Here is a 21,930-nt window from a genome sequence, read left to right as displayed (position 1 = left end):
CCGCTATCGATCCCTTCCGGATCGGGCCAACGACCTCCGAAAGACCGATGCCTGCCTTGAGCTCGATGCTTCGCGTCCTCGTGACCCTCGCGGTGATCGCCATCGCCGCCGTCGCCGGCTGGTATCTGTGGCGAACCTACGAGGAAAGCCCCTGGACCCGCGACGGCCGCGTGCGCGCCAACGTCGTCAACGTGGCGCCTGACGTCGCCGGTGCCGTGGTCGACATCCGCGTCAAGGACAACCAGGAGGTCAGGATCGGCGACGTCCTGTTCGTGATCGATCCGGCGCGCTACCAACTTGCGGTATCGCAGGCGGAAGCGGCACAGGCCGGCGCGAAAAGCGTGCTCGATCAGCGCGAGGAGGAATTCGCCCGCCGCGAAAAGCTCAGCTCGATCTCGATCTCCGACGAGGCGCTCGCCCAGGCGCGCGCCGCGGCACTCGGAGCACAGGCATCCTACGACCAGGCGACGGCCGAGCTTGGCACCGCCAGGCTCAACCTCGCCCGCACCGAGGTTCGCTCGCCGGTCAACGGCCACGTCACCAATCTCCTGCTCGACCGCGGCGACTATGCGACCGCCGGCCGCGCCCTGGTCGCGATCGTCGACAGCGATTCCTATTATGTCGCCGGCTATTTCGAGGAGACCAAGCTGCGCAACATCAGGGTTGGCGATCCCGCCTCGATCCGCCTGATGGGATACCCTCGCCCGCTGACCGGGCATGTGCAGAGCGTGGCGCGCGCCATCACCGATCGCGAAAATGCGCTCGGCAACGATCTGATCGCCAACGTCAATCCGACCTTCAGCTGGGTGCGGCTCGCACAACGCATTCCGGTGCGTATCGCGATCGATGACGTGCCCGACGGCATCACCTTGAGCGCCGGCATGACTGCGACCATCGTGGTCACGCAAGGCGACGACCGCCGCCGCGTCAAGCCGCCGGCGCCATAGCGCCCGCCATCGAGCCATCCTATTCCGGCGCGCACACCGGCGCCTTTTTGGCGAAAATGCGCGTCATAAAATCTATCAATATCAATATGTTATAAATTTCTGCATGCAAAATGCAAAAAGTTGTTGTCAGGCCATCGCTCCTGCACCAGACTTGGACTGCCGGGTCGTCGCCAACAGTCCAACAACAATGATGACCCCAAACACCGGGGAAATCGTCAAGCCATTGGAGAGCGCCATGAGCGATCAGGCCGCAGCCATCGCAGCATCATCCGCAGTCAAGCCGTCCGGGGTACGCTGGAAGATCTTTCTCCTGATGCTGTTCCTGATCTCGATCAACTATATCGATCGCGCCTCGCTGTCGGTCGCGATGCCGCTGATCTCCAAGGAATTCGACATCGACCCGGCGACGCAGGGGTTGTTGCTCAGTTCGTTCTTCTGGACCTATGCGTTCATGCAGGTTCCCGGCGGCATGCTGGCCGATCGCTTCAAGCCGCGGATCGTGATCGCATCGGCGACGATCTTCTGGGGCGCCTTCCAGGCGATCGCCGCGGTAGCGACCAGCTGGTGGATGCTGCTGCTGACCCGGCTTGGGCTGGGCGCCTCGGAAGCGCCGATCTATCCGGCCGGCGGCAAGCTCAACGCGATCTGGATGACCCAGACCGAGCGCGGCCGCGGCGCGACGCTGCTCGACGGCGGCGCACCGCTCGGCGCCGCGCTGGGATCGATCGTGATCGCGTGGCTGATCGCGGCCTTCGATTCCTGGCGCGCCGCCTTCATCATCGCCGGCGTAGGCACGATGCTGTGCGGCCTGTGGGCCTGGTACTACATCCGTAACGAGCCGCGGCAGCACCCCTCGGTCAACGAGGCCGAGGCGCGCTACATCGAGCAGGCCCATGCGCTGGAGGACGCGGCCTCGCCGGGCGCGCACGGCGGCAACTGGATGGCTTATTTCCGCTTCCGCTCGACCTGGTGCATGTGCCTGGGGTGGATGTTCTTCAACACCACCTTCTACGGTCTGCTGACGTGGATGCCGACCTACCTGTACAAGATCCACAACTTCGACATCAAGACGCTCGGCGGCGCCTCCTTCATCATCTTCTTCGCCGGCTTTGTCGGCGAGCTGGTCGGCGGATGGATCGGCGACACCTGGCGGGCTCGCGGCGGCGCGCCGAACCTGGTGTTCCGCACGCTGTTCGGCATCGCCGCCATCCTGACCACGATCTCGATCTTCTCGGTCGCCTATGTGACCGAGCCGATCGCCGTCGTCACGCTGCTCTCCAGCACCCTGTTCTTCCTGCGCTGGTGCGGCATGTACTGGGCGATCCCTTCGGCGCTCGCGGGCCGCGAAAAATCCGGCTTTCTCGGCGGCTGCATGAATCTCGGCGGCAACATCGCCGGCATCATGACACCGCTCATCGTGGGCTTCATCGTGCAGGCGACGGGGTCTTATTTCCTGGCGCTGATGTATTTCGCCGCCGCCGGCATCGCGCTTTTGATCTGCTCGAGCCTGATCGACTACAGCCGCAAGCTGCCAGTATGAGGCTTGTCCCGGGCGGCGCCACGCGCGCGTGACGCCGCCGCTTTCTTCGAGGTTCTGCAAGATGACACGTCCAGTGCGGCTCGGCATGCTGACCCCCTCCTCCAACACCGCGCTCGAGCCGATCACGAACGCGATGCTGGCCGGCATCGTCGACGTCACGGCGCACTTCTCGCGCTTCAAGGTCACCGAGATCGCCTTGTCGGAGCAGGCGCTGCGCCAGTTCGACCATGACGAGATCCTTCGGGCCGCCACCCTGCTCGCCGACGCCAAGGTCGATGTGATCGCCTGGAACGGAACCTCGGCCAGCTGGCTCGGTTTTGAGCATGACGAACGTCTGTGCGAACGGATCACCGCCTCGACCGGAATCCGGGCGTGCACCACCGTGCTCGCCTTTCGCGACGTGTTCCGGCGGCTCGGCCTCGGCCGCGTCGGGCTCGTGACGCCCTATCGTCGCGACGTGCAGGACAGGATCATCGCCAATTGGGGCTCGGAAGGCTTTCACTGCGTCGCGGAGCGGCATTTGTCGCTGCAGGACAATTTCTCGTTTGCCGAAGTGCCGGAAGCCAAGGTGGCCGAACTCATCGAAGAAGTTGTGCGCGAGGGCTGCGACGCGGTTGCCGTGGTCTGCACCAACATGCGCGGCGCCGGCGCGGCCGCACCCTTGGAGCGGCGGTTCGGCGTGCCGGTCATCGATTCGATCGCGGTAACACTGTGGGCATGCTTGCTCGGAGCCGGGGTCGACCCGGCGCGCATCAAGGGCTGGGGCGGCCTGTTCGACAATCCGCGGCTCGCCCGTCCCGAGCATCCGGCCGCGGGCGGTCGCGAGCAGGCAAGACGGTAACCGTCATCACATGATGAAGCGGGAAGACGTATCGAGCGTGACTGACATCAGGTTGAAGGCGAAGCCAAAGCGGCGCCGACGCGCCATCGCGCTGCCGCGCCGTCGGCTGCGCGTGCCGCGCGCCGGCCTTCATGAACAGGCTGCTGCACGCCTTCGCCTTCTGATCGTGCGCGGCGATCTTGCGCCGGGCGAGATGCTGCTGGAAACCGAGCTGTCCCAGGCGCTCGGGGTCTCCCGCACCCCGTTGCGCGAGGCGCTGAAGCAACTGGCGTCCGAGGGCCTGGTCGAGCTTCGTCTCAACCGCACGGCCATCGTTGCGCCGCTGCGCCGCGAGGAACTCGCCGAGCTGTTCGAGGCCCTGAGCGGGATCGAACGCTGCGCCGCCGAGTTCGCGGCGATGCGGGCGACGGCGCCGGATATCGAACAGCTCGAGGCGCTTCAGGCACGCATCGAATGGCATCGCGACCGCGGCGAGCTGCGCCCCTATTTCGAGGTCAACCAGCAGATCCATGCAGCCATAGTCGGCTTTGCCCGCAACACCGCCTTGAAGGCGGCGCGCGACCTGCTGCTGCCGCGTGCGGAGCGCGCGCGATTCCAGGCCCTGCACGTCCACGGACGCTGGGACGAATCCGTGCGCGAGCACCAGGAGATTCTTGCCGCGCTGAAAGTGAGGAACGCCGAACGCGCGGGCCGCCTGCTCGGCCAGCATGTGTGGCGCACCGGCCAGGTGGTCGCCGACACGCTGGCGAGCGAGACAGATGATCATGGCTCGGCCGAGCGCCCAGCCGTAACGACGATGACGAGAAAGGCCGGACCGTGAAGATTCTGCTGCTCAATCCCAACACCACGCCAGCGGTGACTGCGCTGCTGCACGCCGCCGGCGAAAAGGTGATCTCGCCGGGCACCGAGCTGGTTCCAGCGACCGCGGCGCGCGGCGTGCCCTATATCGCGACACGCGCCGAAGCGCAGATCGGCGGCGCTATCGCGCTTGAAATGCTCGCCGAAGCCCATGCCGGCTTCGATGCCGCCGTGATCGCCGCCTTCGGCGATCCCGGCCTGCTCGGGGCGCGCGAGCTGTTCGATATTCCGATTGTCGGCATGGCCGAGGCCGCGATGCTGACGGCGTGCATGCTCGGCCGGCGCTTCGCCATCGTGACATTCGCCCGCGCACTCGCGCCGTGGTACCAAGAATGCGTCAGCATGCACGGCCTGGACGCACGTTGCGCCGGCGTCCGCTCGCTTGACGGTGCATTCCAGTCCATTTCCGACGTTCAGGCGGAGAAGGAGGACTTGCTGGTGCGGCTTGCGAACAGCGCCGTCGAACAGGACGAGGCCGACGTCGTCATCCTGTCCGGCGCGCCGCTGGCCGGCCTTGCCGGGAAGGTCGGCGACCGAATCCCGGTGCCCGTTGTCGATCCGGTCGCGGCCGCAGTACGCCAGGCCGAGACGCTCGCGACGCTGAAGCCGCGCAAGCCGGTGGCTGGGACGTTCCGCCGGCCTGACCCGAAGCCCACAATCGGGCTGCCGGACGCGCTTGCCGCCATCATCGAGCATCGGCCACGACCAGGCGCGAAGCCGGGCAAGAAAGGAGGCTCCTGATGCCGTTCGATACCATTATTCGTGGTGGCACGGTTGCGACCGCCGCCGACACTTTCGCCTGCGACATCGGCATTCGTGACGGCAAGATCGCAGCCCTCGGCCGCGATCTCGGCAATGCGGCAACCACCATCGACGCGACCGGCCGCCTGGTCCTGCCCGGCGGCATCGACAGCCATGTGCATTTCGCCCAGCCCTCGGGCGAGGGCATCGTCATGGCGGACGGCTTTGAAACCGGCACGCGCTCGGCAGCGTTCGGCGGCAACACCACGGTGTTGCCGTTCTGCCTGCAGGAGAAGGGCCAGACCCTGCGCGAGGCGCTGAAGCGCTATCACGCGCTGGCCGAGGGCGAATGTCATGTCGACGTCGCCTTTCATCTGATCGTGACCGATCCGACCGAGCACGTGCTCGGGCAGGAGCTGCCGGCGCTGGTCGAAGATGGCTATACATCCCTCAAGGTCTTCATGACCTATGAAGGGCTCGCGCTGTCGGACCGCGAGCTGCTCGAGACCATGGCGGTGGCGCGCGAAACCGGCGCGACCCTGATGGTGCATGCGGAAAATTTCGACGCCATTCGGTTCCTCACCGACCGCCTCGAACAGGCCGGCAAGACCGCGCCGCGCTTTCACGCGACCTCGCGGCCGATCCCGGTGGAGCGCGAAGCGACGCATCGCGCGATCTCGCTTGCCGAGCTCATCGACGTGCCGATCATGATCGTGCACGTGTCGAATCGCGAGGCGATGGAGGAAATCCGCCGCGCCCAGCAACGCGGCCTCAAGGTGATGGGCGAGACCTGTCCGCAATATCTGGTGCTGACGGAAAGCGATCTCGACCGGCTGAATATGGAGGGCGCCAAATATGTCTGCTCGCCGCCGCCGCGCGATGTCGCGAGCCAAAAGGCGTGCTGGGAGGGACTGCAGCAGAAGGTGTTTTCGGTGTTCTCGTCCGACCACTGCCCGTTCCGCTATGACGATCCACAAGGCAAGCTCGCGCCCAAGGGCCGCACCAGCTTCCGCTGGGTGCCGAACGGAATTCCGGGCGTGGCGACGCGGCTGCCGATCCTGTTCTCGGAGGGCGTTGCGAAAGGACGCATCGATATCAATCACTTCGTCGCGCTGACCGCCACCAACCATGCCAAGATCTACGGCCTTTATCCGCGCAAGGGCACGATCGCGGTGGGCTCTGACGCCGATATCGTGCTGTGGGACCCGAAGCGAAAAGTCACCATCAGCCACGACCTCGTTCATGACGGCGCCGACTACACACCTTATGAAGGTCTGGAGGTCACCGGCTGGCCGGTGCTGACCATGGTCCGCGGCCGCGTCGTCGTGAAGGACGGTGCCCTGGTCGGCGCGAAGAGCCATGGCGTCTACCTGCCGCGTGCAAAACCTGCCGAGCAGCCGGAGTTCCTGTAACGAGAAGCCAAAACCCAAACCGGACGGAGGAAACCGAGATGCCCTATGCGACCACGGACGACGGCGTACGCCTGTATTTCGAGGAGACCGGATCGGGTACCCCGGTGATCCTGGTACACGAATTTGCCGGCGACCTGCGCAGCTACGAGCAGCAGCTCCGCCATTTCGGAAAGCGCCATCGGGCGGTCGCGTTCAATGCGCGCGGCTTTCCGCCGTCGGACGTGCCGGAGCACGTCTCGTCCTATTCGCAGGCCCGCGCAGCCAATGACATTCTCGCCGTGCTCGATCACATCGGTGCGCCGAAAGCCCACGTGGTCGGTCTCTCGATGGGTGGATTCGCGACGCTGCATTTCGGCCTGCGCCATCCCAAGCGCGCGCTCTCGCTGTGCATCGGCGGCTGCGGTTACGGTGCCGAGCCGGACAAGCGCGAGACCTTCCGCGCCGAAGCCGACGTGATCGCCGGCATGATCCGTTCCGAGGGCATGGCCGCCTTCGCGGAGCGCTATGCGTACGGACCGACCCGCGTGCAGTACGAGAACAAGGATCCGCGCGGCCACGCCGAGTTCAAGGCGATGCTGGCCGGCCATTCGGCGGCCGGATCGGCCAACACGCAGCAGGGCGTGCAGAAGGAGCGGCCGTCGCTGTATGCCCTCGTGGAGGAGATGCGCCGCATCACCGTCCCCACCCTCATCATCACCGGCGACGAGGACTGGCCGTGCCTGTTGCCGGGCATCCTGATGAAGCAGAACATCCCCACCGCCGCGCTCTCCGTGATGCCGAACGCAGGCCATGCGATCAACATCGAGGAGCCGGAAGAATACAACCGGATCGTCGGCGACTTCCTGGCACAGGTCGAAAGCGGACGCTGGCCGAGCCGCGATCCGCGCGCCGTCAGCGCATCGATCACCGGAATGAAGTAGCAGCGCTCGCGCTGTTCAGCCGGCGGACGCCGCCGCGCGCTCGACCTTGTTGCGCAGGCTCATGGTGAGCTTGGCCTGCCGGCGGAAATGCTCCTGCAACAGCCTGGTGGCGCGCTCCTCGTCGCGGTCGAGCGCCGCCTTCATGATCGCTTCGTGCTCGCTGTCGGCGGCGACCGCGCGCTCCGCATATTTCCAGAAATAGCGCCGGTAGCGCTCCATGTGATCGTAGAGCTCGTTGAAGAAGTGCAGCAGCCAGGGCGAGCCGCAGCCCTTGCACAGCGCATAATGGAAATCGCGGTGACGATCTTCCCACTCGGTGCGCCTGTCCTCGTCCTCCTGATCGGCAGCGACCGAGATGCCCGCGCGCTTGAGACGATGGAAAGCCGCGATCAGGTCGACCTCCCAATCCTCCCGCCCGTCGCGGATCGAGCCGCGGATCGCGTAGGTCTCGAGATTGGCGCGCAGGTTTGAGACATCGAGCATCTCGTCGAAATGCACGGGCGCGACGAAAAAGCCCTTGTGGTCCTCGGCGACGACGAGGCCTTGCGCCGCCACCTGGAACAGCGCCTCGCGCAGCGGGCTGATGCCGACCTTGTAGCGCTTGGAAAGTTTCTCGAATTGCAGCCGCTCTCCGGGCTCGAGGTGATGGCGGATGATGTCGAGCCGCAACTGCCGCGCGACGCGGCCGGCCAGCGTCCGCGGCTCCTCGTCACCTGACGGATTGACGGCGGGACCCCATCGCCGCGCCAACTGCTCGGGAATGCTCTTCATGTGCCCTGCGCCCTTAGGTCGCGATTCTGCAAAGTCACTATCGATAATAATTCCAAAAATTCCAATCGGAAAGGTATTTTGGAAAATCTTGACATGCTTGGAATTATGCATCAGCCTTGGAACAAACAGGGAGAATGCCATGGCAGAGATCGTGTTCGCGGCCGGCGCGCCGCATGCGCCGGGCTTGATCGGCTTGCTCGAAGCGGCGCCGGCCGACGTCAAGGACGTGGTCACCACCACCTACCGCAACCTCACCGAGGCGATCGCGGCGGCGAAAGCGGACGTCCTGATCGTGTTCGCCAACGACCATCTCGCCAACAGCCGGGTGCGCGCCTATCCGGATTTCCTGATCGGCATGGCCGCCGAGCATCGCGGTCCCTATGAATGGTTCAAGCCGTGGATCGGCTGCGAGGATTACACGGTGAAGGGCTCGCCGGAGATCGCCGCCGCCCTGTTCGACGGCATGACGCGGCGCGGCATCCGCATGTTCGCCCAGAACGAAAACCTCAAATTCGACGACAACATCTCGGTGCCGGTGCTGCTGACCAACATCGCAGGGACCGGCATTCCCATGGTGCCGGTGCTGCAGAACTGCACCGTGCCGCCGATCCCGGACCAGCACCGCTGCTATGCCGTAGGTAAAGCGCTCGGCGACTTCATCCGCAACGACCTGCCGGCCACCATGCGCGTGGCGCTGCTCGGCTCGGGCGGGCTCAGCCATGAGCCCGGCGGCGCGCGCTACTACTTCATCGACGAGGTGTTCGACCGCTGGTTTCTCGATCTCGTCGCCTCGGGCGACCATGAGAAGCTGCTGAAAGAGCTGACGCTGGAAAAGATGGAGGCGGCCGGCTCCGGCGGCACAGCCGAGCTGCTCGCCTGGGTGGTCGTGCTCGGCGCGATCGGCCCCAAGCCCGGAAAGAGCTTCGGCTACACCGTCCACAAGGATTTCAAATGCGGCGTCGGCGCGGTGTTGTGGGACATGAACGCCAACCTGCCGAAGCAGCGCGCAGTGGCCTGACCGAGGTGCTCAGATGGGACTAGAGAAATTCAATCCGTCGCTCGCGACACACGATTTGATCCAGGACCTCAAATGGTCGCCGGCGCTTCGCGAGGAATTCGCCACCAGCGAGGCCAAGGTGCTCGACCGCTATCCGTTGCGCAAGGACGAGCGGCACGCGATCGAGACGCGGAACTTTCTCGCGCTCTACGACATGGGGCTTCATCCCTATCTCGGCGGGCAGTTCGCCCGGCTGATCTTCGGCAACGAGGCCGGCAAGGGCGCAACGATCGCGGTCAACAAGCTGGTCGAATCGCTGCAGGGCAAGGGATCGGTCGCCTGATCGGCGCGACCGGATGATGGGGTAGAGGTGCAATGTCCAGTGTTTGCGTAAGGGCTCCGCTTGTCGGGCCGTCTCGTCGTGCGGCCCTGATTGCCGCGGCCGCCGGTTTGATGTCGGCAATGACATCTTCGCGGCCGGCGCTCGCCGATCCCGCACCGCTCAAGATCGTTGTCTCCGCCGTGCAGAGCATCACCTCCTCGCCGCACTTCGTGGCCAAGGAGAAGGGATATTTCGCCGAGCAGGGCCTCGACGTCACGGTCGACACCTCGCTGCAGAACGTCGCCGACCAGCTTCCGCTGCTGGCGGCGGGCAAGTACCAGATCATGGCCACCTCGTGGGGCGCGTCCGTCTTCAACGCGATGCGGCGCGGCGGCCTGATCCGCGTGCTCGGCACGCAGACCACCCTGCCGGAGAGCGGCCGCAACCTGGTCGCGCTTGTGGTCTCGAAGGCGAATTATGATGCCGGCCTCACCACGGCCACTGGCCTGAAGGGCAAGAAGGTCGGCGTCGTCGGGCTCGGCGGCTGGAACGAGTATGACGTCAATCTCGCGCTCAAGGCCGTCGGCGGCAGTGTCAACGACGTCGAGCTGGTGCAGATCGGGCGTAACGACATCGGCCCGGCGGTCGCGAACGGCGCCGTCATCGCAAGCTGGGCGGCCGAGCCCGGCGTAACCCTGCTCGAGGAAAAGGGCATTGCCGTGCCGATCAAGAACGACGCGGCGCGCGGCCGCGGCGCCTTTCCGCTGCTCGCCAACGGCGATTTCGCGAAGCAAAACCCCGACGCCTGCGCGCGCTATCTTGCCGCCTTCCTGAAAGCCGCGCGCGAAATCGAAGCCAGCGGCTGGAAAGATCCAAGGATCGTCGAGATCGTTTCCAAATACACCAGCGTTCCACCTGACGTCCTGCGCCGCACGCCCTCGAAGCTGATGCCGAAGATCGAACCCGACTTCGCGTTGATGGAGGACATGCAGGAATATTTCCGCGAGCGGAAGATGCTGACCTACAGCGACAAGCTGAACTTCCAGGACTACTACTCGCCAAAAATCGTGGAGCAGGCGCTCAAGCTCGCAAATTGACGACAGCCGGCTGCATCGCACAGGAAGATCTCCGCCCATGTCCGCCCTTCAACAGACCCTTCCGAGGCTGGCGCCGTCGTCTTCGCCCGACGCCATCACCGTGGAGCATTTGTGGAAGGCGTTTCACGACGATCGCCGGCGCGCCACGGTCGTCGCGATCAGCGACGTCTCGATCACCGTTCCGCGCGGCCAGTTCGTTTGCATTTGCGGACCCTCCGGTTGCGGCAAATCGACCTTGATCCGGATCCTCGCCGGCCTGGAAGAGGAAACGATCGGCAATATCGGCATCGAGCAGCGCCAGGACGCTTCCGATCGGCCGCCGGCGATGGTGTTCCAGGAAGCCTCGCTGTTTCCCTGGCTGACCGTCGAAGAGAATGTGATCTTCCCGCTGAAGCTGCAGGGCGTCCCGATCGAGGAGTGCCGGCAGCGTGCGCGCGAGCTGCTGTCGTTGATGCAGCTTCAGGACTTCGCGCAGGCCTTTCCCTACCAGCTTTCCGGCGGCATGAAGCAGCGCGCCAGCGTGGCGCGCGCCCTGATCGATCGCGAAAGCAACATCCTCCTGATGGACGAGCCGTTCGGCGCGCTGGACGAGCAGACCCGGATGGAGCTGCAGCAGGAATTGCTGCGGGTCTGGGAGCGGACCGGCAAGACCGTCGTCTTCATCACCCACAGCGTCGAGGAGGCGTTGACGCTCGGCGACCGGGTGATCGTCATGTCGGCTCGTCCCGGCGAAATTGCCGCCGACATCGCGGTGCCCTTCGCAAGGCCGCGCGATGTGCTGGAGCTTAGGCGCTTGCCCGAATTCGGGCAGATGACGTTCGAGATCTGGAAGCTTCTGGCGCGCTACAAGGCCGACGAGGAACGGCCGGCAGTGGATCGGACGGCGATCGAGCCGCAGCCGTTGCCCGCCAAGGCGAGCCCGGTCTCGACGGAAACCCTGGAAACGCTGGCGCGGCCGCCGCGCAGCCGGAAAATCATCGCCTGGCTCGGCAAGTTCAGCCCGCTGACGGTGCTGCTGCTCTGGGAGATCGTGGTCAAGAGCGGCATGGCCGACGACCGGTTCTTTCCGGCGCCCTCCTCGATCCTCTCGATCTTCTGGGAGGAGCTCGTGCATGGACCGCTGCTGGCCGACACCTATGCCACGCTTGCCCGCGTGCTGATCGGGCTTTTGATCGGCGGCGTGCCTGCGATCGCACTCGGCCTCGTGCTCGGCCTGTGGTCGACCGCCCGCGAGATCATCGCGCCGATCTTCACCGCGCTCTATCCGGTGCCGAAGATCGCGACCTTCCCGCTCCTCCTGATGGTTTTCGGCCTTGGCGAAGCGCCGAAATATGCCGTCATCGCCATCGTCGTATTCTTCCTGGTGTTCTTCAATACGCTCTCCGGCGTGCGCTACGCGCCGAAGATCTACGTCGACGTCGCGCACAATCTTGGCCTGTCGCAATTCAAGCTGTTCCGCTTCGTCGCCTTCCCGGCGGCGCTGCCGAGCATCTTCACCGGGGTGAAGCTCGCGATCGGCACCGCCTTCGTCGTCATTGCGGCAGTCGAATTCGTCGGCGCCAAGACCGGTCTCGGCTACGCCATCTGGTCGTCCTGGCAGATCTTCGCGGTCGAGAAGATGTATGTGAACATCATCGCGATCTCGCTCAGCGGCTATCTCTCGATCCTTCTGCTCGATCGCCTGGAGCGGCTGGTGATGCCCTGGAGCGGAAATTGACCGCACCTGCACCCAATTCGTCGCCGGCGGATGCACGCGACCCTCGGGGTCTGGTGCTGTGCGGCCGCGTGCTCACCCTGGATGACAAAAGCACCGTGGCCGAAGCGGTTGCCATCAAAGGTGATCGCGTCGCAGGCGTCGGCTCGCGCAGCGAAATGGCACGGCTTTGCCCGCGGGCGCGGGTCGTCAACAGCGGCGGCGTGATCGTGCCCGGCTTCAACGACGCGCATGCTCATATGGATACCGAGGGCCTGCGCGATCATTTTCCATCGCTCGCCGGTGCGCGCTCGATCGGCGACGTGCTATCGCGCATCGCGGCGCTGGCGACGCGGACGCCAGCAGGCCAGTGGATCATCACCATGCCGATCGGCGAGCCGCCGTTCTACTATGGCGGCCCGGACGTGCTCGCCGAAAAGCGGATGCCCGACCGCCACGAGCTCGATCGTGTGGCGCCCGATCATCCCGTCTGCATCCTGCCGCCGTCGTCGTACTGGAGTCTCATTCCCTGCCATGCGGCGGTCAACTCGCGCGCGCTTGGCGCTCTCGGCATCGATCGGGACAGCGCGCCGCGCGTGCCGGGCATCGAGATCCTGCGCGGCGAAAACGGCGAGCCGAGCGGCATCTTCGTCGAGCGGAATTTCCCGGATGCGATGCAGCTCGACCTGCTGGCGAAGATTCCGCGCGTTGCGCCGGCCGACCGCCGCGCTGCGATCAGCAAGGCGATGCGCGCCTACCACGCTCACGGCATCACCAGCATCTATGAGGGCCACGGCTGCGCCACGGAGATCCTGGGCGCCTATCGCGCGCTGCACCAGGAGGGTGAACTGACCATGCGGCTCGGCGCCGTGGTCAGCCCGACATGGACCTCGCTCGATGACGCCAGCCGCCAGATGGCAGACTGGATGGCCTACGCGCGCGGCAACGGCCTGGGCGACGCCTTCCTCCGCGTATCCGGTATCTTCGTCAATTACGGCGGCGAACCCGTGGTCGGCTCGCTCGCGCTGTCCGATACTTCCAATCTCGGCTGGTCCTGCTATGTGCGGCAGGCCAACGATCCCAAAATCTTCGAGGCGCTGTGCCTGCTCGCCGCGCAGCACGATCTGCGGCTGCACACCATCGTCATCGACAAGCTGCATGAGATCGTCCCGATCCTGCAGCGCGTCGATGCCCAATTCCCGATCAGCGGCAAGCGCTGGGTTCTCGAACACATCAGCATCGCCAGGATGGACGACCTCGCGGCGCTGAAGGCGCTCGGCGTCGGCGTCACGCTGATTCCGGAATTCCATCTTGCCAAGGCCGGCAGCCGCTTCGCGAAGCTCGCCGACGAAGCCTGCGAATTGGTGGCGCCTGTCGTTCAGCTCGCATCGCTTGGCGTGCCGGTCGCGGCTGGCACGGACAACAGCCCCGTCAATCCCTTCGCCAGCATGCGCGCCATGATGACGCGCCGCGAGCGCGTCACCGGGCGAATTCTCGGCGCCGCGGCATGCGCTTCGGCCGAGCTTGCGCTGCGCTGCCTCACCGTGAACGGCGCATGGCTGACCTTCGAGGAAGAAACCAAGGGCGCGGCTCGCGCCGGCAACCTTGCCGACCTTGCGGTGTTGAGCGGCGATCCGCTCGCAACACCGGCCGATGCGCTGGAACGCCTGTCGTGCGTGGCGACGATGGTCGGTGGACAATTCGTGCATGGCGCCGCCGACATGCAGTCGGCGGCATGAGGAATGCAGGCAATCGCCGCAAGGCGGCCTGCCGGGAAAATCAAAGGGGAGTCTCTAAAATGCGTAACGCCTGTTCCACTTCCGTAATGCGGATGCTCGCGGCCGCTGCCGTCCTCGCGACGCCGCTCGCCGCCGCTTCGGCAGAGACCGCGACGCCGGGGATCACCGATACCGAGATCAAGATCGGCGGTATCTGCCCGAGCACCGGTCCGATCGCCTCCTTCGTCACGATCTGCGCGATGCAGGACGCCTACTTCAAATCCGTCAACGAGCGCGACGGCGGCGTAATGATGAGCGACGGCAAGCGCCGCAAGATCGCCTATACCTATTACGACGATGGCTATTCGCCGCCGCGCACCGTCGAACAGGCGCGCCGCCTCGTCGAGCGCGACCAGGTTGCGCTCGTCATCGGGCCGCTCGGCAGCGCGACGGGGCTCGCGATCCGCGACTATCTCAACAAGCGCGGCGTGCCGCAGCTTTCAGTGGGCAGCGGGCTGTCGGCATTCAGCGTCGACCTCGAGAAATATCCGTGGACCGTCGGCTGGCAGCCTTCCTACACCACCGAGGGCAGCATTTACGCCGAGTTCGTCAAGTCGAAGAAAGCGGACGCCAAGGTCGCCGTGCTCTACCAGAACGACGATTTCGGCAAGGAGCTGCTCAACGCGTTCAAGAACGCCTCCGCCGGCAGCGGCGTGCAGATCGTCGAGGCGCAGTCCTACGAGGTGACGTCGCCGACGGTGGACTCCCAGGTTTCCAATCTCGCCGCGACCAACGCGGACTTCCTGCTGGTTTTCGCCGTGCCGAAATTCACCGCGCAGACCCTGCGCAAGATCCAGGACCTGTCGTGGCGGCCGCAGGTGATCGTCTCCAATATCAGCGCCTCGAAGAAGACGGTGATGGAGCCGGCCGGTGCTGATGCTTCCGAAGGCGTCTATTCGGTGGTGAGCCTGATGGACCCGACGACGTCCGACTATGCCAGCTCGAAGGACATGCAGGTCTATCGCGAGATCGGCACCAAGTTCGCAAGTCCCGGCCTCAACCTCGACGATCCCATGACCATGTACGGCTTCGGCCAGGGCCAGACCATGGTCGCCGTGCTGGAGAAGGCCAAGGCCCCGACGCGGGAAGCCATCATGGATGCTGCCCGCCATCTGTGCGGCGTGCCGATCATGGGCGTCGTGCCGGGCGTCAAGGTGTGCGTCGACGGCAAGCAGGACCCGTTCTACGTCGAATCGATGCAGGTGGTCCGCTACAGCAAGGGTAACTGGCAGCCGCAAGGCAGCATCATCACCAAGTACGAAGGCAAGACACCGCAGATCGCGAAGTGAACATCGGCAAGCGTTTCCGAGCGTAGTACGACAATGACACATGAACTGCTGAACGAGGTGCTGCCGCCGAAGACCGGCCGCGCGCTCATTGTCCGCACCGGCGAAGTCCTGCGGATCACCGATCTCGAGGGCCAGCAGGTCGTCGATGTCGCGATCTTCAACGCGAACAACCATCGCGACCGGCTCTCGCTGTCCTATTCGACCACGCGCTATGCGATGCAGTACAGCGCGCGGCAGTCGGGACGGCCCGAGCCCGATGTGCTGATGTCGAAGGACTTCGTCACCGAAGGCGACGTGCTGATGTCCACCATCTACACGCCGCTGATGACGATCATCAAGGAAACGCCGGAGCCGAAAGGCGTCCACAAGGTCAACCAGCGCATGTGCAACCGCCGCTTCTACGAGAGCTTCGGGCTTTCGGGCATCGACGGCTGCCACGAGATCATCGCCGGCGTGGTTGCGCCCTACGGTATCCGCCCCGAGGACATCCCCGACACCATCGACTTCTTCATGAACTATCACCACGATTGCGCCAGCCATTCGTGGGTGGCGGAAGCGCCGGTGTCAAAGCCGGGCGACTATGTCGAGTTGCGCGCCGAGATCGACTGCCCGGTCGCGATCTCCAATTGCCCGGAAGATCATGTCAGCCTGATCAATGGCGGGCGGTGCACCCCGATGCGGCTGCAGGTGTTCGCGCCGGCGCCGGCTCAGGCTGTGTGATGGCGACCCATCTGATCAAGGCGTCCGCCGCGACGGTGCAGCGTGGACTGATCGTATCGGAGGCGAGGCCGGTGCTGACCATCGCTTCGGGCGATACGGTCATCCTCGACACCTGGGCGATGTGGGACAATGCGGGTGGCGCGGGCCTCACGCTCGACCAGGCGCTCGCCTTGCGCGATCGCTTCCGTGCCGAGGGCCGCGGACCCCACAGCCTGACCGGTCCGATCGCGGTGAAGACGGCCGAGCCTGGCGACGTGCTCAAGGTCGAGATCGAACGGCTGGAAATCGCCGACCACGGCATCAACATGATCTTCCCGGGCAAGCAGAGCCGCGGCCTGCTCGCCGACCTCTTCGAGGAAGCGGAGCTACGCCACTTCGAGCTCGATCGCCGTACCATGACGACGAAATTCAGCGACCGCATCACGATTCCGCTGCGGCCCTTTCTCGGCATCATGGGCGTGCTGCCGCCAGCCGGCGAGCCGCCGCGCAGCTCGGCCTTTCCTGGCAATTTCGGCGGCAACATCGATTGCTCCGATCTCGTCGCCGGCTCGATCCTTTATCTTCCGGTCTTTGTCGAAGGCGCGGGCTTCTACGCCGGCGACGCGCATGCGGCCCAAGGCGCGGGCGAAGTGGTGCAGACCGCGCTGGAGACGGCGATGACATCGGCACAGCTCAAGCTGACCGTGCAAAAAGGCCGCTCGATTCCGCGCCCGCGCGCCGAAACGCGCGATCATTTCATCACCATGGGCCTCGACGAGGACCTGCGTGAGGCGGCGCGCCAGGCGGTGCTCGACATGATCGGTCTCCTCGCCGAAACGCAGGGTATGACGCGGCAGGACGCCTACGCGCTTTGCTCGCTGCAGGCCGACCTCGTGGCGACCCAGGTCGTGAACGGCGTGAACGGAATTCACGCGCGGCTGCCGAAGGCGATCTTCCAGGGCGGAGCACGGCCATGACCGCGCTTCTGGAGGTCCGCGACATCGGCATCGAGTTCGGCGGCGTCCGCGCGCTACAGGGCGTGTCGTTCGATGTCGAGCGCGGTACGATCTGCGGCCTGATCGGTCCGAACGGCGCCGGCAAGACCACGCTGTTCAACGCGATCTCGCGCGTCTATTCGGTGAGCCGCGGCGCGATCCATTTCGCCGGCCGTGATATCACCGCGCTGTCGCCGGACCGCATCATCGCGCTCGGCATCGCGCGCACGCTGCAGAATGTCGGGCTGTTCGCCGGCCTCTCCGTCACCGAGAATGTGCTGCTCGGCGCGCATCATCGGCTGAAACCCGGCTTCGTCAACACGATCTTCGGCCATGGCGCGGTCGTCGACGTCGCCGCGATCGAGCAGGAAGCAAGGAGCCTGCTGCGCGACCTCGCGCTGGACGGCGTGGCGGATCACCTGGCCGGCGGCCTGCCCTTCGGCACGCTGAAGCGGATCGAGCTTGCGCGCGCGCTGATCGCGCGGCCCATTTTCCTGATGCTGGACGAGCCCGCCAACGGGCTCTCGCATGGCGAGGTGGACGAGCTGTCCGAGGTCATCCTGCGGATACGCAGGCAATACGACCTTACGATCCTGCTCGTCGAGCACCACATGCGGATGCTGATGCGCATTTCCGACCGCGTCGTGGTGCTGGAAAACGGCATCAAGATCGCTGACGGCACGCCCCACGAGGTCAAGGCCGATCCGAACGTCGCCGCCGCCTATCTCGGGAATGCCGCATGAGCTTCCTGAGCATCAGGGGCTTGCGCGCGGGCTACGGCCTGCGTCCCGTGCTGCACGATATCGATCTCGAAATCGGGGAACGGCAGATCCACGTCGTGCTCGGCGCCAATGGCGCCGGCAAGACCACGCTGCTTCGTGCGATTTCCGGTACCGTCGAGCGCAGCGGCACCATCCTGTTTGACGGCAAGCCGATCGGCGGCCTGTCGGCCCGGAAGGTCGTGGCCTGCGGGATCGCGCATGTGCCGCAGGGCCGCGGCACCTTTGCCGACCTGACGGTGGACGAGAACATCCGCCTCGGCGCCTACTTGCGCAGCTCCACTGAGACACGACGCGACCGCGAGCGCTGGCTGAGCTATTTCCCCCGCCTGCGCGAGCGGCTGTCGCAGCAGGCCGGCAGCCTGTCCGGCGGCGAGCAGCAGATGCTGGCGATTGCGCGCGCGCTGATGCTGCAGCCGCGGCTGCTTCTGCTCGACGAGCCCTCGCTTGGCCTCGCGCCAATCATCACCCGCGGCCTGTTCGAGACGCTGGCCGCGATCCGGCGCGAGACCGCGATGACCATGCTGATCGTCGAGCAGAACGCCAACCTGGCGCTGGCGGTCGCCGACGACGGCGTCGTGATGGAGAGCGGCAGCGTCGTGCTCCGCGACACCGCCGCCAACCTCACCGGCAACGACGAGGTGCGCCGCATTTATCTCGGATACGAATGATGCTTTTCGCCAACCAGATCATCGATGGCCTTGCCGACGGCGCGATCTACGCCTCGCTCGCGCTGGCGCTCGCCTTCAGCTACCGCTCGACCGGGATCGTCAACTTCGCGCAAGGCGAGATGGCGATGCTGTCTGCCTATCTGGTCTGGCAGTTGATGGCCTGGGGCATGCCGCTGATCCCCGCCGCAATCGTCAGCATCGTCGTCTCCTTCGTCGCCGGCGCCCTGCTCTATGCCGCGATCGTCAAGCCGCTCTCGCATGCGAGCGTGCTCACCGTGGTCAGCGTGCTGATCGGGCTTTATCTCGCGCTCAACAGCCTCGCCGGCTTCCTGTGGACCTACAGCATCAAGGCGCTGCCGAGCCTGTTCCCGAAGGCGCATCTGAAGCTCGGATCGTTCAGCGTCTCGGTCGAGACCGCGGGCATCATCGCCGTGGTCGCCATCGTGCTGGGACTGCTTTATCTCCTGTTCGAGACGACCAAGCTCGGGCTCGCGATGCGCGGCGCCGCATCGACGCCCGATTCCGCGGAGCTGGTCGGCGTTCCCGTTCCTGTCATGCTGCTGATCGGCTGGGGCATTGCTTCCGCGCTCGGCGCGCTGTCGGGGATCCTGGTCGCACCGCGCGTCTTCCTCAATCCGACGATGATGTTCGGCGTTATCATCTACGCCTTTGCCGCCGCGACACTGGGCGGTTTCGACAGCGTGCTCGGCGCCGTGGTCGGCGGGCTATTGGTCGGCGTCGTCGAAAATCTGGTCGGGACTTATGTGCCCTGGATCGGCCCCGACCTGAAGATCGTGGTGGCGCTGGTCCTGATTTTCGGGACGCTCCTGGTCAAGCCGGACGGCTTGTTTGGCCGCAAGAAGGTGGTCCGGCTATGAGCGTCGTCATCAAGCCGAAACTACCCGCCGCCGTTCGCGCCATTGCCGGCATCGCGCTCGCGGTGCTCCTGCTCTATGTCGTTCCTTTCGCGATCCCGAACTATCTCGTCAGTCAGTTCGCCACCGTGCTGGTCTTCGCCATCGCCATTGTCGGCATCGATCTCGTCACCGGCTTCGGCGGTGCCATCACGCTCGGCCACGCGGCTTTCGTCGCGCTCGGCTCCTACACCACCGCGATCCTGACGGTGCGCTACGGCTGGAATCCTTTCGCGACCATCCCGGTGGCGGCGGCGCTGAGCTGGATCGGCGGCTGGTGCCTGGGATTTCCAGCACTGCGATTGCAAGGCCTTTATCTCGCGATGGGCACGTTGGTGCTGTCAATCACGGTCCCTGCCCTGCTTAAGCGCTTCGACGGCCTAACCGGCGGCGTGCAGGGGCTCAACCTCGGCAACCCCGAATCTCCCGTGCGCTGGCTCGATGATTCCCAGTGGATCTATTTCGTCTCGCTCGCCATCGCGGCCGTGCTCTACATCGTCGCCCGCCGCATTCTTTCCGGACCGCTGCGGCGGGCGCTGGTGGCGGCGCGCGACAATCAGCTCGTCGCGGCCGTCATGGGCGTCAACCGGGCGCGGCTCGCGACCGCGACTTTCGCGATGAGCAGCCTCTATGCCGGCGTCGCCGGCTCGCTCTATGCCATGATCGTCGGCTTCGTCTCGCCCGATACCTTCAACGTCATGCTGAGTCTCAGCCTGTTCGTCGGCGCCGTGGTCGGCGGCATCACCTCGCTCGGCGGCGCTGTCATCGGCGCGATGTTCATCCAGTTCGTGCCGACCTGGGCCAGCGATATCGACGTCTCGCTCGGCGGCCTGGTGTTCGGCTGCACGCTGATCTTCACGCTGATCCTGGTGCCGTCTGGAATCGGCGGCATGGCCGAGCGGATATTCCTGAAGGTCTGCGTCCGTCTCGGCTGGGTCGAAGGCTCGACCGGCGCGCCGACCCGGACCGAGCCGGCAGGGAGTGCGCAGAATGAGCCGGCCTGACATCGACCACATCCTGCTCGGCCGGGTGCTGACGCTCGATCGCACAGGCAGCATCGCCGAGGCCGTTGCGATCCGCGACGATCGAATTGTTGCCGTGGGTACACAGAGCGAGATCCTCGATCTCAAGGGTCCCGAAACGCGGGTCTCGCGGACCGACGGCACCATCATTCCCGGCTTCAACGATGCGCATGCGCATATGGACACCGAGGGCCTGCGCGATCGTTTTCCCTCGCTCGGCCGCATGCGCTCGATCGCCGACGTGCTGGCGCGGATTGCAGAGCTCGCGCGCACCACGCCCAAGGGCGAATGGATCGTCACCATGCCGGTCGGCGACGCCCCTTTCTATTTCGGCGGCCCGATCGTCCTGCGGGAACGCCGCATGCCGACGCGGCAGGAACTTGACCGCGCAGCTCCCGACCATCCCGTCTGCATCCTGCCGCCATCAGGCTATTGGAGCCTGGTGCCGTGTCATACCGCGCTGAACACGCTGGCGCTGAAATTGAACGGGCTCGATCGCGCTTCCCGCTCGCCGGTCGAAGGCATCGAGCTCATGCGCGATGCCGAAGGCGAGCTGACCGGCGTGATCGTCGAGCACAATCATCCGGACTCCGCGCAGATTGCGCTGCTGCCGGCGGTGCCGCGCTTCTCCGCGCGCGACCGGCGCGACGGCATCCTGCGCTCGGTCGAGACCTATCACGCGGTCGGCACCACGAGCGTCTATGAAGGCCACGGCTGTGCGCCGGAGGTGATCAGCGCCTATCGCGACCTCTGGGAGTCCGGCGATCTGACGATGCGGATGAACCTCGTCGTCAGCACGACCTGGACCACGCTGGACGAAGCGGAAGTGATGATGCGCGATAGCCTCGCCTATGCGCGTGGCGCGGGCCTCGGCGATTCCTTCCTGCGGGTCGGCGGCATCTTCATCAGTTATGGCGGGGAGCCGACGGCGGCCGCCGCCGCATTGGCCAATCCGGGCGATCTGGGCTGGTCGTGCTACGTCAAGCAGGCCAACACACCGACCGAATTCGAGCGGCTGTGCCTGGCGGCCGCCGCGCATGACCTGCGGGTTCACACCATCGCCATCGACAAGCTGCATGAGATCGCCCCGATCTTCGAGCGCGTGCATGCCGCGCACGGCATCGCTGATCGCCGCTGGGTGGTCGAGCACATGAGTTACGCCGCAGCCGGTGATCTCGCGCGGCTGAGAGTGCTCGGCATCGGCGTGACATTGATCCCGGACTACCACCTGTGGAAGGTCGGCACGCGCTTCTTCCCGCTGTCGGAGCGCGACCGCGAGCTGGTGGCGCCTGCCACCCAGCTCGACGCGCTCGGTGTGCCGGTTGCCTGCGGCACCGACAACAGCCCGTGCAATTCGCTCGCGACCATGCGCGCGATGCGGACCCGGCGCGAGCGCACCACCGGGGAAGTGCTCGGCGGCGCTGCCCGCAGCTCGGCCGAGCTCGCGCTGCGCGCCATGACGCGCAACGGCGCCTGGTTCTCGTTCGAGGAGGACGTCAAGGGCCGCATCGCGCCCGGATACTTTGCCGATCTCGCCGTGCTCAGCGGCTGCCCGCTGACGACAACAGCCGACGAACTGGAATCGCTGTCATGCCTTGCCACCATGGTCGGCGGCCGGTTCGTTCACGGCGGATTGTAGATTCG

The 21,930-nt window shown here is 65.5% G+C and carries 21 protein-coding genes; 20 read left to right on the top strand and 1 reads right to left on the bottom strand.

The features are described from left to right. Positions 1-47 precede the first annotated feature (47 nt). From QOU61_RS09410 to QOU61_RS09380, 7 genes are all read left to right on the top strand, one after another. On the top strand, positions 48-947 hold the full coding sequence (locus QOU61_RS09410; RefSeq protein WP_289657829.1) for an efflux RND transporter periplasmic adaptor subunit: 900 nt from the start codon (positions 48-50) through the stop codon (positions 945-947). A 235-nt stretch (positions 948-1,182) separates the two neighbouring features. Next, complete coding sequence (locus QOU61_RS09405; protein ID WP_289657828.1) at positions 1,183-2,487, top strand: MFS transporter; 1,305 nt, start codon at positions 1,183-1,185, stop codon at positions 2,485-2,487. A 61-nt stretch (positions 2,488-2,548) separates the two neighbouring features. Continuing rightward, positions 2,549-3,328 carry a maleate cis-trans isomerase family protein gene (locus QOU61_RS09400; RefSeq protein ID WP_289657827.1) on the top strand — a complete coding sequence of 260 codons (780 nt, stop codon included), beginning with the start codon at positions 2,549-2,551 and terminating at the stop codon, positions 3,326-3,328. A 112-nt stretch (positions 3,329-3,440) separates the two neighbouring features. Beyond that, positions 3,441-4,148 carry a GntR family transcriptional regulator gene (locus QOU61_RS09395; protein WP_354142521.1) on the top strand — a complete coding sequence of 236 codons (708 nt, stop codon included), beginning with the start codon at positions 3,441-3,443 and terminating at the stop codon, positions 4,146-4,148. After that, positions 4,145-4,927, top strand: coding sequence for an aspartate/glutamate racemase family protein (locus QOU61_RS09390; RefSeq protein WP_289657826.1), 783 nt, complete (start codon positions 4,145-4,147; stop codon positions 4,925-4,927). The genes QOU61_RS09395 and QOU61_RS09390 overlap by 4 nt, the downstream gene beginning before the upstream one ends. Continuing rightward, positions 4,927-6,339, top strand: a complete 1,413-nt coding sequence (gene hydA / locus QOU61_RS09385; RefSeq protein ID WP_289657825.1) for a dihydropyrimidinase — start codon at positions 4,927-4,929, stop codon at positions 6,337-6,339. The genes QOU61_RS09390 and hydA overlap by 1 nt, the downstream gene beginning before the upstream one ends. 38 nt (positions 6,340-6,377) lie before the next feature. After that, positions 6,378-7,259 carry an alpha/beta fold hydrolase gene (locus QOU61_RS09380; protein ID WP_289657824.1) on the top strand — a complete coding sequence of 294 codons (882 nt, stop codon included), beginning with the start codon at positions 6,378-6,380 and terminating at the stop codon, positions 7,257-7,259. 15 nt (positions 7,260-7,274) lie between these two features. Here QOU61_RS09380 and QOU61_RS09375 read toward each other — a convergent pair whose 3' ends face one another. Then, positions 7,275-8,030: a GntR family transcriptional regulator gene (locus QOU61_RS09375; protein ID WP_289657823.1), complete on the bottom strand. Its 756-nt coding sequence runs from the start codon at positions 8,028-8,030 to the stop codon at positions 7,275-7,277. 139 nt (positions 8,031-8,169) lie between these two features. Between QOU61_RS09375 and QOU61_RS09370 the strand changes: the two genes are divergently transcribed. The 13 genes from QOU61_RS09370 to QOU61_RS09310 all read left to right on the top strand — a co-directional run bounded on the left by QOU61_RS09370 (position 8,170) and on the right by QOU61_RS09310 (position 21,925). Continuing rightward, a complete protein-coding gene (locus tag QOU61_RS09370; protein ID WP_289657822.1) occupies positions 8,170-9,048 on the top strand; it encodes a DODA-type extradiol aromatic ring-opening family dioxygenase in 879 nt (292 codons plus the stop codon). Positions 9,049-9,061: 13 nt separating this feature from the next. Continuing rightward, on the top strand, positions 9,062-9,370 hold the full coding sequence (locus tag QOU61_RS09365) for a hypothetical protein (protein WP_289657821.1): 309 nt from the start codon (positions 9,062-9,064) through the stop codon (positions 9,368-9,370). 119 nt (positions 9,371-9,489) lie between these two features. Next, on the top strand, positions 9,490-10,446 hold the full coding sequence (locus QOU61_RS09360; protein ID WP_289657820.1) for an ABC transporter substrate-binding protein: 957 nt from the start codon (positions 9,490-9,492) through the stop codon (positions 10,444-10,446). 37 nt (positions 10,447-10,483) lie between these two features. Continuing rightward, the gene (locus QOU61_RS09355) at positions 10,484-12,163 is read left to right on the top strand and encodes an ATP-binding cassette domain-containing protein (RefSeq protein WP_289657819.1); all 1,680 of its coding nucleotides are present in this window, start codon (positions 10,484-10,486) and stop codon (positions 12,161-12,163) included. Then, positions 12,160-13,878, top strand: a complete 1,719-nt coding sequence (locus QOU61_RS09350) for an amidohydrolase (RefSeq protein WP_289657818.1) — start codon at positions 12,160-12,162, stop codon at positions 13,876-13,878. The genes QOU61_RS09355 and QOU61_RS09350 overlap by 4 nt, the downstream gene beginning before the upstream one ends. Before the next feature lie 59 nt (positions 13,879-13,937). Then, positions 13,938-15,206 carry an ABC transporter substrate-binding protein gene (locus tag QOU61_RS09345; protein ID WP_289657817.1) on the top strand — a complete coding sequence of 423 codons (1,269 nt, stop codon included), beginning with the start codon at positions 13,938-13,940 and terminating at the stop codon, positions 15,204-15,206. Between the two features lie 33 nt (positions 15,207-15,239). Beyond that, entirely contained in the window at positions 15,240-15,926 is a 687-nt protein-coding gene (locus QOU61_RS09340; protein ID WP_289657816.1) for a DUF1989 domain-containing protein, read from the top strand. Beyond that, positions 15,926-16,882, top strand: a complete 957-nt coding sequence (locus QOU61_RS09335; RefSeq protein WP_289657815.1) for an acetamidase/formamidase family protein — start codon at positions 15,926-15,928, stop codon at positions 16,880-16,882. The genes QOU61_RS09340 and QOU61_RS09335 overlap by 1 nt, the downstream gene beginning before the upstream one ends. Beyond that, positions 16,879-17,643, top strand: coding sequence for an ABC transporter ATP-binding protein (locus tag QOU61_RS09330; protein ID WP_289657814.1), 765 nt, complete (start codon positions 16,879-16,881; stop codon positions 17,641-17,643). The genes QOU61_RS09335 and QOU61_RS09330 overlap by 4 nt, the downstream gene beginning before the upstream one ends. Beyond that, positions 17,640-18,350, top strand: a complete 711-nt coding sequence (locus QOU61_RS09325) for an ABC transporter ATP-binding protein (RefSeq protein ID WP_289657813.1) — start codon at positions 17,640-17,642, stop codon at positions 18,348-18,350. Before QOU61_RS09330 ends, QOU61_RS09325 begins: the two co-directional genes overlap by 4 nt. After that, the gene (locus tag QOU61_RS09320; RefSeq protein ID WP_289657812.1) at positions 18,350-19,228 is read left to right on the top strand and encodes a branched-chain amino acid ABC transporter permease; all 879 of its coding nucleotides are present in this window, start codon (positions 18,350-18,352) and stop codon (positions 19,226-19,228) included. Before QOU61_RS09325 ends, QOU61_RS09320 begins: the two co-directional genes overlap by 1 nt. Then, on the top strand, positions 19,225-20,268 hold the full coding sequence (locus QOU61_RS09315; protein ID WP_289657811.1) for a branched-chain amino acid ABC transporter permease: 1,044 nt from the start codon (positions 19,225-19,227) through the stop codon (positions 20,266-20,268). The genes QOU61_RS09320 and QOU61_RS09315 overlap by 4 nt, the downstream gene beginning before the upstream one ends. Next, on the top strand, positions 20,255-21,925 hold the full coding sequence (locus QOU61_RS09310) for an amidohydrolase (RefSeq protein WP_289657810.1): 1,671 nt from the start codon (positions 20,255-20,257) through the stop codon (positions 21,923-21,925). Before QOU61_RS09315 ends, QOU61_RS09310 begins: the two co-directional genes overlap by 14 nt. Positions 21,926-21,930: the final 5 nt, after the last annotated feature.

It is taken from the genome of Bradyrhizobium sp. NP1 (assembly GCF_030378205.1).
In the GTDB taxonomy this organism is placed as follows: Bacteria; Pseudomonadota; Alphaproteobacteria; order Rhizobiales; family Xanthobacteraceae; genus Bradyrhizobium.
Note: the sequence above shows the minus strand (reverse complement) of the source record. Positions and strands in the feature narration are given on the sequence as shown.